The organism is Spirosoma oryzicola (genome assembly GCF_021233055.1).
In the GTDB taxonomy this organism is placed as follows: domain Bacteria; phylum Bacteroidota; class Bacteroidia; order Cytophagales; family Spirosomataceae; genus Spirosoma; species Spirosoma oryzicola.
On record NZ_CP089538.1, the window covers coordinates 2,624,769 to 2,641,248 of the forward strand.

At 54.3% G+C, this 16,480-nt stretch carries 11 protein-coding genes; all 11 read right to left on the reverse strand.

What is annotated here, in order from left to right; translation table 11 throughout:
- Positions 1-192 precede the first annotated feature (192 nt).
- Genes LQ777_RS11075 through LQ777_RS11125 form a run of 11 tightly spaced genes read right to left on the reverse strand, consistent with a single transcriptional unit; the run spans position 193 to position 16,479 of the window.
- Positions 193-3,435, reverse strand: a complete 3,243-nt coding sequence (locus tag LQ777_RS11075) for a phage tail tape measure protein (protein ID WP_232562583.1) — start codon at positions 3,433-3,435, stop codon at positions 193-195.
- Positions 3,436-3,444: 9 nt separating this feature from the next.
- Positions 3,445-3,948, reverse strand: a complete 504-nt coding sequence (locus tag LQ777_RS11080; protein WP_232562584.1) for a hypothetical protein — start codon at positions 3,946-3,948, stop codon at positions 3,445-3,447.
- On the reverse strand, positions 3,945-6,020 hold the full coding sequence (locus LQ777_RS11085; protein WP_232562585.1) for a hypothetical protein: 2,076 nt from the start codon (positions 6,018-6,020) through the stop codon (positions 3,945-3,947). Before LQ777_RS11085 ends, LQ777_RS11080 begins: the two co-directional genes overlap by 4 nt.
- 48 nt (positions 6,021-6,068) lie before the next feature.
- Positions 6,069-7,472 (reverse strand): right-handed parallel beta-helix repeat-containing protein, encoded by a 1,404-nt coding sequence (locus tag LQ777_RS11090; protein ID WP_232562586.1) that lies wholly within the window; start codon positions 7,470-7,472, stop codon positions 6,069-6,071.
- 5 nt (positions 7,473-7,477) lie between these two features.
- Positions 7,478-7,969 (reverse strand): hypothetical protein, encoded by a 492-nt coding sequence (locus LQ777_RS11095; protein ID WP_232562587.1) that lies wholly within the window; start codon positions 7,967-7,969, stop codon positions 7,478-7,480.
- Positions 7,970-7,992: 23 nt separating this feature from the next.
- A complete protein-coding gene (locus LQ777_RS11100) occupies positions 7,993-8,445 on the reverse strand; it encodes a hypothetical protein (protein WP_232562588.1) in 453 nt (150 codons plus the stop codon).
- Complete coding sequence (locus LQ777_RS11105; RefSeq protein WP_232562589.1) at positions 8,446-8,817, reverse strand: hypothetical protein; 372 nt, start codon at positions 8,815-8,817, stop codon at positions 8,446-8,448. It abuts the gene before it with no gap.
- Between the two features lie 11 nt (positions 8,818-8,828).
- Positions 8,829-11,405, reverse strand: a complete 2,577-nt coding sequence (locus LQ777_RS11110) for a hypothetical protein (protein WP_232562590.1) — start codon at positions 11,403-11,405, stop codon at positions 8,829-8,831.
- Between the two features lie 24 nt (positions 11,406-11,429).
- Positions 11,430-13,355, reverse strand: a complete 1,926-nt coding sequence (locus LQ777_RS11115) for a hypothetical protein (protein WP_232562591.1) — start codon at positions 13,353-13,355, stop codon at positions 11,430-11,432.
- A complete protein-coding gene (locus tag LQ777_RS11120; RefSeq protein ID WP_232562592.1) occupies positions 13,352-13,690 on the reverse strand; it encodes a hypothetical protein in 339 nt (112 codons plus the stop codon). Before LQ777_RS11120 ends, LQ777_RS11115 begins: the two co-directional genes overlap by 4 nt.
- 2 nt (positions 13,691-13,692) lie before the next feature.
- Positions 13,693-16,479, reverse strand: coding sequence for a discoidin domain-containing protein (locus LQ777_RS11125; RefSeq protein ID WP_232562593.1), 2,787 nt, complete (start codon positions 16,477-16,479; stop codon positions 13,693-13,695).
- Between the last annotated feature and the right edge of the window lies 1 nt (position 16,480).

Below are 16,480 nucleotides of genomic sequence, written 5' to 3' on the forward strand. Positions count from 1 at the left end.
TCAACTAGAATAAACTTTATTCTGAATAGGCGGTGCTGCTCTGACCCATCGCTCTAATTTTCCTGAACACAGGGTAAGTTGTGCATACCATTATGGAAACACGCACACGGGGGAACAGCACCGCCTTCTCATTGGCGATGCCGTCCCCTGTGTTCAACAATTAGACAAAATAGAGCATGACAAAGGTACGAACTACAGCGACGTTTCCATTTCGATCTGGTCTACTTTGTCTTCTACTTCACGCACTTTGAAGTAATTCTGGTTGATGGGTCGTTTTGCCATTTCCTCCATACGCTGGTTATTCAACTGCAGCTGCTGATGAATTGCCAGTAAAAGACCGTCTGACATTCCCCCGCCCGACTGACTAGTACTGCCCCCATTCGCCCCCGCTGAAGTGCCTACGGAACCCATGCTTTTGTACTGGCCCGAAACCTGCAGCGCCTGCAAAGCACCGGCGATATTGGCCATCACCGGGTTTTTCAGCATCGGAGCCGACATGATCCATTCGGTGCCGGCTTCACCGGCAATAAAGTTTTTCCGGTTGTAATACGTCGGTCCCGTGGTGTAACCGCTTGGAGCGTCAGAGGAGTTCGTAAATCCACCGTCCGCGAAGGCAGGTGCATCAAACTTCTGGGCGCGGATGTTGGCTACCGCTGAGGCCATTTGCAACGTTGGTATGGCAATCCCTTTAGCGATCGCCAGCAGGTTGCCCGGAAAAGGTACGGTCGACGCCCCCGCAATCACACCCATTACGGCCCGGCTGTAGTTAATGGCCACGTCCTTCAGCGCGTACGCCTGCTGGGCAAGCATGGCCGCTTTATAGACCAGGGTATTTTCTTTGAAAAAGAACTTTAGAACCGTTACCGAATCATTGAAGATCTCCTTTTTGCGGTTAAACAACTCACGTTGATCTCTGGCCTGCTGATCGGCGGACTCCTTACTACGAGTAACTTCGGCGTCGGCTACTTCAGCACGTGCCGTAGCCTGATCCCCTTCATTCTTGGTAATGTCACCCGCAATCTTCGCATTCGATTCTTTCTTTTTGGCTTCGATCTCCGCTTTTTTAGCTGCATCCTTCTCGTAGAGTTCGGCCAGTGACTGGTAATGGACTTCGTTAAGCGCAAGCGCGTCCTGCAGATAAGACCATTCCACCATTAGTTTCGCCTGGTTGCCGACCTCTTTGGTCATTTCACCATTGGCAACCATTTCGTCAATCTTCGCCAGATTTTTGGCTTTTTCCAGATTCAATTCTTCTTCGGCACCTTTACGAAGAAGCTCCATCTGTTTATCTTTTTCTTCCGCCCGTTTTTTAGTGTACTTCTCTTCGATTTCGTTCAACTCAACCTTCAGCGCATCTTCCACCCCTTTGGTCCAGGTTGCTTTTTTGGCTGCGTCGGCAGCTGAGGTGCGGATCTCCTCTTTCTCTTTATCCGATTTCCACTGAGCACGGGCCATCTCACGCTGCTCTTCGTCAGCAATGGCGTTCATCTCCATTTCCTTGATGGCCAGATCTGCCCGTTTATTGGCCGTGATCTTCGCTTCAGCCTTCCGCTCGGCTTTGTCTTTTGCCTTTTGCTCATCATCCGATAGGCCACCCCCTTTGCTACCACCACCACCGGTATCAGCGGGCTTCCCACCGGTGCCCGTGGCGGGAGACGCCGGCTTATCGGTTGGTGCATCCAACAAACCACCCGACAACCCTTTTACGACGTCCTGTTTCTGCTGAATCTCTGCCGTGGTAGCGGCTAGTTCACCGCGCAACTTATTGAGTTGCTCCTGGCTCATGTGAATGACTTTCTCACTAACCTGACCATTACCCAGGATGGTACGGATCGTCTGGGCCCCACCGCTGTTGAGCAGGTCCTGCTGCTGTTTCTGGGTTTTCTGCAAATCGGTCAGCGCCTTCTTATTTTCGTCGATGGCTGCTTTATTGGTATACTGCAGCATGGCTTTCTGCACGCGGATAAATTCACGCGCTTTGTCGGTATTCAGCCCCAGCGCATTCCCGTACTTATCAAATTCAGTGACCGCACCTGGTACGACATTGGCAACCTGGCTAACAATTTTCTTCAGCTCATTCTGCTCATCTGTCGTCAGGACCGTTTTTTTCTTCAGCTGATCATGCCGATCCAGTAGGGGCGTCAGGTTAGTAGTTAAATCAGCGACTTTCTTTTTCTGATCGTCAAATGCCTGGGTAGCCGTTTCAGCAGCGGGTGTTAACAGATCCGTGAACTGTTTGGCCAGATCAATGGCGCCACCTAAGAACTCATTGACCACCGGCATGACCTTCGTGCCGATCAGTACGGCGAGGCCAGACATCCGCGACGAAAAGACCTCAATCTGATGGTCAAGCGATGCGTTATTTTTGGCCGCCTGGGTGTAAGCCTCTGAGGTGCCGGTGATATCGGTGGTCATTTTAGAAATCTCACTCCGGTGCGCAATGATGTGCTGAGCCGCCGTGATATTCTCTTTACCGAAAAGTTTGGTCATTTCTGCCGTCGACAGATTTTTCTTGCCCAGATTATCCAGCGCTTTATCCAGACCGACAACTTTGGGGTTTGTATCGTCCGAACCTGATCCGAGGGTTAATAGGACGTTTCGCAACTGGGTACCCGCTTCACCACCTTTTAAGGCGATCGTACTCAAACTTTGCAAAACGGCGTTGGTCTGCTCGAACGAAACATTCTGAGCCGCTGCCACGGTACCGGAATTTTTCAGCGCGGCTCCCATTTCGTCGATCTCGGCTGAGCCTTCATTGGCACCGGCTGCAATGGCGTTGATAAACCGGTTTGCCTGATCAGCACCTTCCCCGAACTGGTTTAAGGATTCAGCCGTAACCTTGGTTGCTTCTGCCAGATCAATCTTACCAGCCTGGCTTAAGGTGATGGCCGCTTCAGTGGTGGCCACCAGCAGTTCTTTTTGATCCAACAGTTCGGGTTTTGCTGAGGCCATTAATTTGTAGGCTTCCAGCATTTCAGCCGCACTCTTACCCAGGGCGGGACCGGTACGGGATGCGGTTTTATTTAAAAACTCCAGATCCTGACCAGTTGCCCCCGTAACCGCACTCAAATCTTTACTAGCGGCATCGAACTCCCGGAAGTTGGCAATGGCTGAGGAGATACCGCTACCGATCATGCTGATCGTCGAGGTGATCAAATTTCCGGCTGTCACGGCCCCCGTCATGCTGGGCATATCAGCGGTGAAACGCTGCCAGGCTGTTTTCTCCTGGTTGATTTTAACGATGCGTTGTTGCTGAGCGGCCAGCAGCGCTTCTAATTCCCTTTTCTGCTTGGCATAGCCCGGATCGGTTTCCGCCATGCGGGAGAGCGCTTTCTGAGCGTTGACCGCAGCCGTTTTGATGTTATAGAGACTGGTTTCCGACTGTTTGCCATTGATGACTAAGTCGATTACTGCCTTGTCCTGTTGAGTTGCCATTACGGTAGGTTATAAATCTAGGTGGACACTGATATTGAGCGCGGTTTCAACGGTGTTGAAGGCCAGGCTAATGTTGCGCTGAGCCAGCAGTTCGTTGAGCTGGTGGATCTCGTAGCTTTTGCGTTTCGAATACCAGGCTTTTTTAATGCGGGTGCTGCGGCCCTGCTTGAGTTGACGATCGACGACACGCCGGGTGTGGGTAGTGCCCCGGCCAACACCCATATCCAGGAAGCGTCCGTACAACAGAAATTGAATCATGACCCGGTCCACACCCGCGCCCTCGGCAATGTTCTGGTACCAGGTTCTGCGCAGCTGGTTGGTACGACTTTTACCTGAGCCAAACCGGTAGCCAGACAAGGAGCTGCGTTGTACCCCACTTTTGTTCGTGCGCAGGCCGTAGACCTTTTTGTCGAGTTCCTGCCCAAAGTGCTGCACGGTGTAGGTAGCCCACTGACGCAGAATATCCTTCAGGTTAATCTTCTCGTTAATGCTCAGGCTATCGTAGTTATTCATGGCAGAACCGTGTAGCCTTCGCCTGGATCAAGCTGGAGCGTTAAGGTATAGGCATCAATCGGCGGGTTGCGCTCGATGATATCGGGCAGATAGTAGCTGATCACGTCCGCGAACAGACTTTGACCCGCGCAACCTGCAGCGGCTGGATCGAGCGGGCCACCGCTTCCGATCGCGGGATATACTACGACAGATTCCTCGTGAAAGTCCACCCGGATTGCCTGGTTACCGGCCCCCGGAATCCCTTTGCGGATGCGTCGCATATTGATGCTTCGATTCACCAGACCAGCGGGCTGAGTCTTGGCTGCATCCAACCAGTAGCTAAGCGTGTAGGTCGTCAGCTTGAGCGTTAAAGGCATCGGGAAGGCTATCGAAACAAACGGACCTTCCACCGCTGTCATCTGTACGTAGAAGTGCGGCTCCTCGACCTGCTGAGATAAATCAAGTCCGTCCGGAATCGAATACGCGTAGAGCTTGGATTCCATGATGCCCGATGGCCCCGGACTTTCCGATCGGAGTTTTTCAATCAGATAACTCCGGCGCGACTGACCCGAAAGTGCCAGGCTAATCGGCTCGTGCAAATTCAGGGCAGCGGCTACGCCGGTGGGCAGGTTGAGGTCTACCGTCACTTCCCGCGTCTGATCCCGGAAATAGTAAAAATTGCGGAGTATGGTTTGCCATAGCCCATTCTTACCCGTGAGGCTGCTCGAAGCCGTCAGCGCTTCTTGCTGTCTGCCATCCCGATCGGCGGGGGTAGCGCAGGGATAAACGGCCCCGTTTGAGCTTGGTACCACGCCCAGGTAGCTGATGATCCGCAGGCCCATCTGGTTGCGCAGGGTGCCGTCCTCGGTCGGATAGCGATCGGACGCGTAGTAGTTCGGATCGAGCATATTACCCGCCTGGCGAACGGTGGGCAACACCCATTTGGTATTAGCTAGAAAACCCGGCTCCAGGATCTGTTGACAGCTGCCCACACCGAGCTTTACTTCCAGCCGATCGCTGTCAGCGGTACCACCAATCTGCAGGCCCTTGGGAATGATGGTTTGTTGTTTGGTATCCCGGTAGAGCTCGTCTGCTGAATCAATGTAGTCGACAACCGAAAAGCCCTGATTGGATGGGGGTTTGATACCGTACTTATCGGGATTGACAATGTATTGGGTCAGATCCACCGGCTTACTTTTCACCACATCCGTAAACCGCCGAATGGTTACCACCTGCCGGGTTGAATTAAAGGTGTACATCAACCCATAGCGTTGCCGAATTGCCTTCAAAAAATCGCCAACCTGCATATCGGGCAAGTGCTGACCCGGTTTGACGGTGTGCGATTTGAGGTTGGTCACCGACACCAGTCGCGCATCGATGGCCGTCATGTTGAGAATCACCAGGCGCTTCACGTTCGGATCAGCCAGCCAGTCACCCTCCACGCTGTAGCCGGCTTTGGCAAACAGCTGCTCGATGACCCAGGACAGGTAGAAAAACGGCACAATGGGATAGCCCAGCCGGCTCAGCGAATCCTGACGAAAGCCAGCCTGGTACCAGGCGTTGACGTAGGGCTGACGAACCATCGTTGTCAGCTTGGCCGCATCGAATCCTTCTTCGAAGAATAATTCGTTCCGAACGGTAAAGAAGGTCAGCGGAAACTGACCCGGCTTCATATCCGCGATCTGCCGCATCCGGGTAGGCAGCTGCAACGATACATTCGTACCTAAATCAATGGGCGTATTGAGTGCATCCGATAACTTGAGCTTACGCAGTTTGGAGAAAACCTCACCACCGTCGATTTTTAGGTAAGCCGATCCTTTGCCTTCGTTGATCTCATAGGTGAACAGACAGCGCCGGTAGAGCACGTTCTGAAACTGAGCCGTCACAGGAAATTCCATAACAGGCTTAGCCGCATCCGGACGGTATCCGGACGACAAAAAAGCCTCGTTAGGCGTGATGGGGAAAGAGATGGGATAACTCTTTGCGCCGGGCAGGGTGTCATCCTGAAGCCAGCCAGCGGCCTGCTCAAGCGTCAGGTGCTGATCAGGATCGATGACCAGGGAAACGCCGGCTGCGTTCCGGATGTTAATCATTATTGTTACGGTTAGGGTACTGGTAGGTTGACTTAAAGCAGCTTATTCCTAATGAGGATTTGGATCGGCGGTACCGCTTATGAAATTGCCGTTGTAGAAAACATTGCTGTACTTATTGGCCGCATTGGCGTTGTCGGAGGCAATCTGCTTGCCGTTCACCGATCCACCCAGCAGGCGGATATTATTCACGACATTGTTATTACTACCGCTGTAGAAGCCGACCCACTCATACGCATCCTGCGCCTGGTAGTTGTCGTAGCTACCCCCATCGAAGGTGTTGTAGCTGCTATCGTCCAGGTAAAAACAGTAATTCTTGTTCGTCCGCACGCTACCCAGCTGAATATCGAACGCGCTGGAGTGCTGGAGTAAACTACCTTCACCACCGACCCAGCGACCGCCCGAAATCGCCACACGCTGGGCGTAAAACGTTTGGATCGGTCTACCCGAAACGTTGACCAGCCCGCCCGTAATCGAGCCTTCTTTGGCTCCCCGGTTCGGGTTACCCCGTTCGGTGTTGCCTCCGTCAGTCAGATTGTAGCCGTTGCTTCCGTACTGATCGTTGTTCGTACCACCAAACCGCTTTGTGGAGGTCAGGATGTTGCCTGTTGCGCTGAAGTTGGTGGTACCAATAAACTCCACGGCATACCCCCGAAACCCGTAGGCTTTACAGGTATCGATTCCCACATTGGTGATATCCCCAGAAAAGCTGTAAGCCATGCCGTGCTCGGAGCTGAGACCCGAATTTTGGACCCGGCAATCGGTGACGTTAATCCCATCGTAGCGGGGTACGCCATCCCATTTGTGCGCGTGAAGCTCCAGAAACATCCGGTTCAGATCGAAGCCCCGACAATTCCGTACGGTCCAGTTTTTATTGAAGCTGCCCGCATTGGCGTCCGGACTCCATGCCTGCGCGGTGATTGCGTTGTAATCGCCAAAAGGACAGGTAAACCACAGATCTTCGAGTACCAGGTTGTTTACGGGGCCTTCTTCGTTGATCAGCAGAAGCGCGTAATCTTTACCCCCTTCGGTTGATCGTAAACCGAAGTTTTTTAGCGTCAACCCACTGGCATTGTTGACCTTCACCAAATTGTGGTTGGTGCTGCCCCCATCCAAAAAAGCGTTGTAGCCTTCAATGACAATTCCTTTCTGGATCAGAATCGTTTTGCTCGGATCGGAGCAATCATAGCCACCACTGAGCACCAACGTTTGCCCTGGTGAGGCCGCGTTCACCGCGTTCTGAATACCCGTGCTCGTCTTGGTTTCAACTACGGTGTAGGTGTTTCCCGTAACAGCAGCAGCTGGAGTAATCCAGCCGGTGGCGTAATCCTGGTTGGACGATTTGGCAAGAACCTGTCCAACCGTGCCCCCAGCGGGAATACTACGATTGGACAGGTTTTTTACGTCGGCCCCAACAGCTTGAACAAAGGCAGTTATTTTACCGACTAGACTCATAATGATTAGGCTTTAGCAGTGTTATAGACCGTGACCAGATCCGTGTCCGGATCGCCAATTTCCGCAGAGCCATAGGCCGAAATATTAGCCCGTGCTTGGGTCTGCTGAGCCGTCGTAAACGTCTGGGCATCCACGCCCACCCGCTTACCCAGGGCGGTCGTGGTCGTCGTGGCAAAGTTTGCGTCACCGCCCAAGGCGTCAGAAAGCTCCTTTAGGGTGTCCAGCGTGGTCGGAGCCGCGTTGACCAGGGCGGCTACTTTCGCGTTGACAAACGATTCGGTCTTGCTGCTGGAATAGACTTTGGTTGACGATGCGGCTGTGTCATCAATCTGCGCTCCGGCGACGCCCACCGAGGCTTTAACTTCATTGAGGGCTGAGACCAGGTCCCCTTTGGCGGTGGTGGTCAGGTTAGCCAGGTTGCCAACTTTACCGTATAGCGACTTGATATCGACGGCAATGGCCTGGGCAAATAGGGTTACTCTCTGTGCGAGTGTCATAGAATTGAATTGTTACGGTTTGTTTACGCTTGTTTAAAGAGTTCATAGATACTGGCCAGGTCCGGTGCAACTTCGCCTGAGCTATCTAGTACAGTCGTGATCATCTGCACATTGATCGGGATTACGGCATCGATAGTCAGCGGCACGTGCTGATCTGAATAGGCGGGGGCATTGGTGGTCTGTCTATTGGTAACAACTCCACCCGCCAACACCGCCCTGTTATCAAAGTAGAGCGTATGCGATACCCCCCGCTCCGGCAGGTTGGTCGTGTCCAGCACCAGGTCGATAGTCTTGCCCGTGACGGTCACTGTCGGCTGCTCGACCGACGAAAACAGCCCACCGCCATTACTGAATTTCCAGCGCACAGCGGTGGGCATCACAAAGTCATCCGGCAGGGTAACCAGCAGGTGAAGCTGGTTACCCCGGAATAGCACCAGGTCAAGCGTGGTGACGTTTTGGCGGATGGTATTTTTCATCTAGTACGAGCAGCGAGCGGGTTTGATGGTATGACGCATGGCGTTGACCACAGCCTTGATCATTACCCATAATTCAGGATCACTTTTGTAGACGTCCTCCTTCAGGTACCACTCTTGTTGTTCAAGAGGAACATGGCTAGTAATGGCATAATAGCGGTTCCATAGCTCATCGACACTAATGTCCGGCTCATTGAGGATCTGGATAATCTCCCAAGCAAAGACTACCTGTTTGGACTTAGCCCAGTACTGCTCAAAGGGTACGCCTTTCTGCCACGAAGGACAAAATCCTTGAAATAGGCCGTAGACAATCTCACCCAACCGGCGATAATCGGGGTTTTCAAAACGTTTGTTAGCTTCTACGAATGCTTGCATTGTGTTAGGAATTAATTGTTGGGAAATGGATCTTCGTCTTTGTTGTTGAGCCAGTAGAGCGTAGCGTTCTCTCCCGCGTTGAACTGAGCGCCGAAATTGGCGTGGGGCCGGATATTGATCCGGTTAATCACACCCTGCCAGGTTGAGGGTAGATTGATCACGGCAGTGTGAACCTGACCATCGGGAATCACCTCGAATTTGACCGTCTGATTGTCGCCGTTCCCCTTGCCGTTCCGGTACCGGATTACGTCCTCGTGCGCGTAGCGGTTGGTGCTCTCGTTTAGGTTTGGATCACCATTCGGCGTTTGAGCATTGCGCTGAAACGACAGACTCCACTGGGTTTCTTTGCCTGAATACTTATAGCGCAGGTAGATTGTCTGGGTCTGATCAGCCTTGTAAATCACCGCAGGCGATGACATCACCGCATCGTAACCTGCGCCGAAATAAACCTTCCAGCCATCCTTTGCGCTGCCAGAATAACCATCATCCCAGGTGTGGATATCGGGCGCATCACCACTATTCAGATACCAGCCTTCACGCCCGGCCCGATTCCACTTGAAACGGGGGGTAAAGTCCGGACGGAACGAATGCGCGTAAACGTAAGCCCGAACCTCATCGACGGTGCCTACGATGACCTCGGCCTCGTGACGGTATTTCATCACGTGATCCAGAATCTCCTGGGGAGAGGCCGTGATGGTGGCATAGCTACCACCCATGTGCGGGTTATCGGCAAAGAAACCGCCGTCACCACGGTAGGCGTAGGCAGCCTCGTAGTTGTGCTTTAGCATCAGCCCGATGCCCTGCCCATCCTTACCACCTACCCAGATCCACGGCTCGCTTAGAAACTGCCCACCCGGACGCCCACCGTTCCAGTCTACGTTGTTGGCATTATTGCGGCCCAGCCGGGCTTCAATCGTAGTTAGGCCGTCATTGCTGTAGGGATTCGTGCCATCATACCACTTGAAGATATTGAGCCCGTTCACGTACAAGCACGGGGTCTCCTGGGGCTTGGTCACCACACGGGCATCGGCATACTCAGCCGCACCCTGCTGGTTAAAGTTGGCCTGGTAGTTGAGCTTCAGCGCACGCCCGGACAACCGGACCCACTTCTCCATCGTGATGGCCGAGACTGGCAAATAGAACCGGTTCTGACCATAAATCGGGGGTCTGGTTTTGTTATGAAAACCCTGCCCATCCGGAGACACGTGATACTCCTGAAGCTCACCGCTGTTGAGCATATCATCCCCACACTCATTCGGATTCAAACCAAGACCTGTGTCGTGAGAAGGGCCAGCCGCCCCGTTAGCGGCATCCGTATAAAAGGGCTTTGGTAGCTTATACAAGCAATCACTTAACCCCTGACCCCAGAAGATTCGGTTGGGAAAACCTGAGCGATTTACCGGGCCGTCATCATCGCCGTTATACCTGTTGGGGTTGTACAACAAGGTGTGGCTGACGTTGCCTTTCTTGTTCCAGAGTTTCCAGATGGCACCACCGCCCCCCGGTGTGTTTGAGTAGCCTTTCTGGTTATCAAGGGCCAGCTGGATCTTGATAAACTCGTTCTCGAATACGGGGAATTTATCGGCTGTCGAAGCGGTAGGCCACGACGGATAATCGTAGGTGTCGCCCCGGTAAGAATAGTAACCCGATCCGGGCGAGGTGACCGTTGTGGTTTGGCAACCTGTTACGGTAACCGTGGCGGTTGCTGACTTACTACAACCATTCTTCGAGGCCGTTACGGTGTAGGGGTAGGAGCCGTTCTCGCTGGGCGCGTTGAAGGTGATCGACGTGCCCGACATCCCGTTTGACCAGGCATACTGTAAACCGCTGGCCGCTGTTCCGGACGCCATAGCGGTCAGCTGCACGGATGCACCACAGCTTACGCTGGGCGAACTGACCGCCAGTTGCAGATCACCACAGCCGGTCGAGTTATCGGTGGGTACCGTCGTGGTACCAACCCGGCTTACCGCGATTTTGTCAGAAGCGAAATAGCCTTGGGGCGTGATGCGAACCGAGTTGGTGCCGGTTTGAAACCCCGATACCGTGGCGGTCGCGGTTTTTAATGAGCCTTCCGTGGCCTCCAGCTGAAGCGACTGCGCCGAGCCGTTATTGACGCTGATCAGGGCGGTCGGCGGGGCCGAGTTCGACTGATACGACAAGACCAAGGTGTAGCTGCCCGGTGCCGGAATACTGCTCACCGAATAGGTCAGCTCACCGTCTTTGATCTTGCTGTCACTTGCACCGGGCTTATCGTAGGTGGTGCCCGCGCCGGACGCCTGGTAAGCGGCAAACGACTGGTTGTAGTTGATCGGTACCGTCGTTGAGCACGTGGGCTTGTTTTTGGGCGGTTTGGTACCTTTGGGAATAATACAGCCGTCAGCGGTGGTCAGATTCCAGACGCCGTCGTAAACGGCTTTATTGAAAGCCGCTTGCCCTGTACTGGTCAGGGCGTAGTAGCCTTTCGGGGCGTCACTCGTCACGACATACGACTCACCCTTGTAGGTAATCGTCGCCTGAATGTTGGCTTTGTTTTGCCCCCAACTAGCCAGGCTCAGCAGGCTAAAGAGAAGTACTAAGAAACGATTCATAGTCAAGTTACAGAAGTAGGTAGGTTAGTTTTGCGCACTGCCGATGCGGCCCGAATAGCCCGCTTTTTCCCAGAGCGTCTGGGCAGCGGGCAGGGCTTCGTAAGTTTGATTGGTGTCGGACGAATTGACCGTGAACTCGTAGACCTGAGCGCCGGGGCCGCGCAGTTTGACCTTAAACTGATTGTTGTTCAACAGCCCACCCGGAACCCGCACGATATCGGTTCGCTCATCGGTCCAGCCCTGATTCATACCCCCCAGGATGTAGACCTGCCAGCCCGTGGCCGTGGCTTTGTAGCGTAATAGATAGGCCGGTTTCTGCACGCCATACGTCCCATCACTGTAGTTGTAGGCGTCGGTGCCATCGTAGGCCGAAAAGCCGCCCGATCCACCCACCTGCACCTCTGGATTCTCGATAAGTGTACTGCCCGTGTAGAAACGCTCCAGCGGCTGCATATCCGCTCTGGCCTGAAAGATGGCCGTGTACGTGTGCAACTCGTGGTTGTAGAGCGGCATTGACTTAAAATCACCCCGCACAAATTGTGGACTTGTCGGAAATACGTAAAAGCCCCAGTCCTGCTCGTTCCCCGCAAAAAAGCGCGTTACTGCGTAGCGTGAGTAGGTCATGTACGGCGGTTGCCAGACCTTCGGAGTCTCGTAGCCGCCAGGATTCTGGATATAATCGAAGGGCATCCGCTGAGCCGTAGCCGGGTAAGCGCCATCCACAAAGCCCCCATCGCCCTCGTACATCGGCTCCATCATCCGCCAGAAGGGCCGGTACTTCCCTTGACGGTCCATCATTTTCTTGCGGTTCAGCTGGATATAGCCCTTTTCGTCGGCCACGATGTGGACCGTTTTCATCTTGCTCCACAGGTAAGGCAGACTCTGGGTACCCGCTTTTTTGTTGACCCAGATATCCTGATAGTCCTGACCACCAATATCGAAGTTGAACAGGTAGTAATAGCCCATCAAAAAATCCTCGACATCGTAGTGCGAGCCGGTCAGCTTGTAGGTACGCTGTCCGCCGTCCGGATTGTTGAGCGTGATGTTCCCCTGACTGTCCCCACCGATGTGGCTTACGTCGCAACGCCCCTCGGCAAAAATGCCGTTCCCATTCTTGAAGTCCATCCGGGGACGGCCCTGGTAGGGAGAAGCCCCGAACGTGATTTTGCAATCCGGGTGCGCTTTTTCCTTCACCACCAGCATACAAAGCCTATACCGGTTGGTACGCCGGATCTGGGTTTCGTTCTGCCACCAGCTGTCCCCCATGTTGCGGATCTGCTCGACCGTTCGGGTCACCCCATCGGTTTCGCACTTGACCAGGTGATTTTTGCTCGACTCCCAGGAAGGCCAGTACTGCCCCGTGCCGTAGATGCCGAAGCCCCAGTCTGAACTGGTTTCGATGTTGAGCGCCAAATACTTCATAAACGCCAGGTCGCCGTACCCATACGAGGGACAGCGGGACCAGATCATGTTGTAATAGGTCTGGAGATCATTCTCGTAGAAAGCCGCTCCTTCGAGGGTGTGGTGGATGCCTGACTCGGTGATATATGCCTGTCCTTCACCGGGGCTGTACTGGCTGCGCGTAGACGCCTCGACGGCATAGTCATTGAACGTATTGATCCCGTAGTCGAGCCGTTGCTGTTTGGTGGCTAGACCCGCGAAATCGACACTAAAGCGAAACGTGGGTGAGTAGTATTTGCCCGTACCAAACTGAGCGGGGTTAAACTCCCCCCGGCCCTCCGGGGCGTAGGGAATCAGGGTGCGGCCCGCTGACCGGCTACGCACTGCGTCGGGGGGCAAGTGATCGACCAATACTTTACTACCGTCCGAATAAAGACGGTAGACCAGCTGAGTGCCATCCACCAGGGTAGACGCCCGGTGTCCGGTGATGGTTTGTGCCTGCGATACAAGGGTTGCCAGCAAGCACCAGAGTAGGGTTAGCTTTTTCATTGTTTAGGTCCGCCGTCGTCGTTGGAATCAGATGTGTAAAGAATTGCGTTGACCTCGTCGGCTGGATTGGAACTGACCGGGTCGGGCGTGGTGGGTGTTGTGCCATCGGGGGTAAAGTCCGCTGGGTTAGAGGTCACCACGATATCATCATCCGCCGGGCACTCCCGTGTTTTCCACTGAAAACCGGCTACCGAATCGGGCAGGGTGTAGACGATCTCGGTACTATTGACCATGCCCGACTGAGCACTACAGCCACTTGCCAGCGTCACCCGAAGCCAGCACGCTACGCCGTCGATGGTGCCAGGCACGTAATCGTATTCTTGAATTGCTGCCATGATTAGGGGGCGGTGTAGAGGGTTGTCCGGGCCTGGAGGCCGGTGATGGTGACAGTCCGGGTGATCACGTTATTCACGCCGTCAGGGCTGATATTGATTTCTACCTGCTCACCCGGATTGATCGGGCCGATGTTGCTGCCAAACTTGTAGCAGCCGATCACGCCCGACGGGAATGCGTCCATTTCGTAGAAAGGGAAATCGAAACCGCCCACCATCTTGACTCTCGCCTGCCAGGGTTTACCGTCTGGGGTTCTGTAATAGGCGTGGAGCTGGAAGGTATTCGCTTGACCACCCTCAAAAACTGCGTACTGAATGGAGGTTTTCTGATTGGCGCACGGATCAGCTTCGGCCACATTGAGCAGCTGTACACCTTTGGTAATGGTCGAATTGTTGCCAAACGTGAAGCGGAGCGGTAGCGTCAGATTACCCGAAATGCTGTTCTTATCGAGCGTTACCGTACCCTTACCCGCTCCAGCGGTCGAGAAGGTCATCCGGTCAGGATAATTTCCATCGATGCTGTAGGAGCCGGAGCCGGTGTAGTCCTTTGTCGATCCATCCGAGTAGACTTCCACCACCTGATAGGTACCAGTCACTGCATCCGTGGCACTTTCCTGCAACGTTAGATCGCCTACGATATCGTAGTGGTCGAAGGTCGCCTGCGAATCGTTGACGTTCTCGAGCGAAATGGTTCGCTCAATAAAGCCACCCCCAGCCGGGAAGGTGAACCGCAAGACGCGGTCCAGATTGGCCGTGATGCTGTTGCGGGGCAGGGTTACGACGCAGGTTGCATTCGCACCGGTGACGGCGGTCATACCGTCCGGATAGGGTTCGATGATCGAGTACGAACCAGCTCCCATGTACTGGGTTTCTGTTTCGTCCGACATAGTTGCCACAATGCGGAAGCTGCCCGACGTGCCCTCGACTAGTTGCGGTGGCCCTTCCTGCTTGTCGATGCGGTAGGTTTTGGCAAACACGGCGGTCGCATCATAGATGCTCACGTCTTTGAAGGCCGATAGACCCGTTGCCGGATTGTACGCCTTCAGCTGACAGCTGCGCGTATCGTTGGGCGTATTGTTGCTGGCTATCGTCAACCGGGCTTCATTGCCTACTTTCTCAAAGGCTACGTCGCTACCGCCATTGTAGGCAATCTGGGCGCTGGTTGTTACGTCCTCCTGGGAGTTGTCGGTATAAAACTGGACAACTTTATAGTAGGTCTGGGTGCCTTCCCGGACCCCGCCATCCCCTTGAATGAGCAAACTTTGCGGCTGCTTGGTCGGTGGTGGGCCGTCGAGCGGAGTCCAGCTGGGGGCCATCACTTTCACGATAGCCAGTTGCACGCGGGGGCAATCACCACCGGCCTGTCCGTTTTTGGTGACCGTTAAGCGCACGTAGCGGCAGGTGCGGTAGTTGCCCTGTAGATCCTTCTCGACTTGCAGGATCACCTCGTCCGCCCCCCGTGACTGGTTGTTGACCGTTGCCATGCGGAACCAGTCGGTGCCGTTGATCGAGCCATCGACGTAATACGCAATCGGCATGGCTCCCGGATCATCCTGACGAGGCAGGATCTTGATTTGCTGAGGAGCCGCTGTGCCGTTTAAATCAATCGTTACGGTTGACTGATCCGTTTCGCCCAGACAGGGCGTTGACCACATATTTTGCGTGTTCTCGCTGGTCAGCGTCGCGGGTACCCAAGCTGGATTCGCCGTTTCGGTACTGGAGGCCGTGACAGACTTGCCAGCGGCCACGTTGATCAAATTCGACAGATCCAGACAGCCCTCATCGGAGGTTTTGGGCGAGTAGCGGAACGCGTTGGTACCCGAAACCGGACGAAGCTCGACCACCAGTTTCTGACCGGTACGGAATTTGGCCGGAACGGTGTACTCAAAGCCGTAGATATGGCCGGTTGTGTTCGTTAGTCCCAGCACTGTACTGACTTCCTCGCGCTTGACGTGGGCGGTGATGGTCGTCGCCAGAATACCATTGATGTAGAGCCGTGCCTGGGCGCGTTCGTTAGGGTGGTTAAGATCCGCTACCCAGCCCGTGATCTGAAAGCAGGTGACGGTATCGAGGGAACCATCGTAGTTTGGTCCCAGCAGGCCAATCGGCTCCAGATAACGCGGTGCCCCCGTTCTTACGAAGTTGAGTGAGGCTGCGGTCAGCGTGGTGCCCTTGCTGTAGGTTTTACCCCCAAACGAGGCCGTCACGGTGTAGGCTCCGCCCACTTCCGCATCCGGGCCGGGCGTCATCACGCCGGTCGCAAAGTTGATACTAGCATCCTTGCCCTGAACGGAGAACACAGCCCCGACAGCGGGTTTGTTAGTCCCATCGGTGTAATAGGCCGTGGCAACAAATTGACCGGTCTGGTTGATGGGAAAGCTGTTTGGTCCCGTTACCCGGATGTAATCGAGCTGTTTGCCCCCACGGCGGTAGAGCTTACCGTCCGCACCGATCACCACCTGGGGTAAATCGCTATCACTGGTGGTGGGCAGATCGGTCTGAATGCCGCCCATCAGCTGCACTAAAAAGTCGGTCCATCCCTTTCGTTTGGAAGAACCCGACTTGACGACCTGGTCGAAGATCCGCTCGGAGGAATCTTCTCCGAATATAATGGTCACGTCGCGCCGGACATTTTTTTTCTGATTGCGACAATGAACGGTGTACAGCGTGCCATCCACGAAGGGGGCACCGCTGGCCTGAACAAGAAATTTGGGTGATGCCTGCCAGGTCTGGCCGTCGAGTGAGTAGTCCCACTCGTTACCCGTTGGGGTATCAATGCGAATGCCTGCCATA